Consider the following 265-nt stretch of genomic DNA (forward strand, 5'->3'; position numbering starts at 1 on the left):
CCCGCTGCTGGAGCGCATCGACCTGCACCTGCAGGTCCCGCGGCTGCCACCCAGCGCCCTGCGCCGCCAGGCCCCGGCCGAAGAAGGCTCGGCCATCGTGCGTGCGCGCGTCGAACGCGCCTGGCAACGCCAGCTGGCGCGCACCGGTCGCCTCAACGCCCACCTCGATCCGCCGCAGACCGCGCTGCACTGCGCGCTGGGCGAGGCCGACGAGCTGCTGCTGGAGCGGGCGATCGAACAGTGGCAGCTGTCGGCGCGCTCGCTG

1 protein-coding gene is annotated in these 265 nt (G+C 75.1%); it reads left to right on the forward strand.

The window, feature by feature from the left end:
* Positions 1-265, forward strand: a 265-nt coding sequence (locus tag SB660_RS21235) for a magnesium chelatase subunit ChlI family protein (protein WP_486304214.1), incomplete at both ends; no start/stop codon positions are given.

Source organism: Bacillus sp. SIMBA_005, from assembly GCF_046535585.1.
GTDB lineage: Bacteria > Bacillota > Bacilli > Bacillales > Bacillaceae > Bacillus > Bacillus pumilus.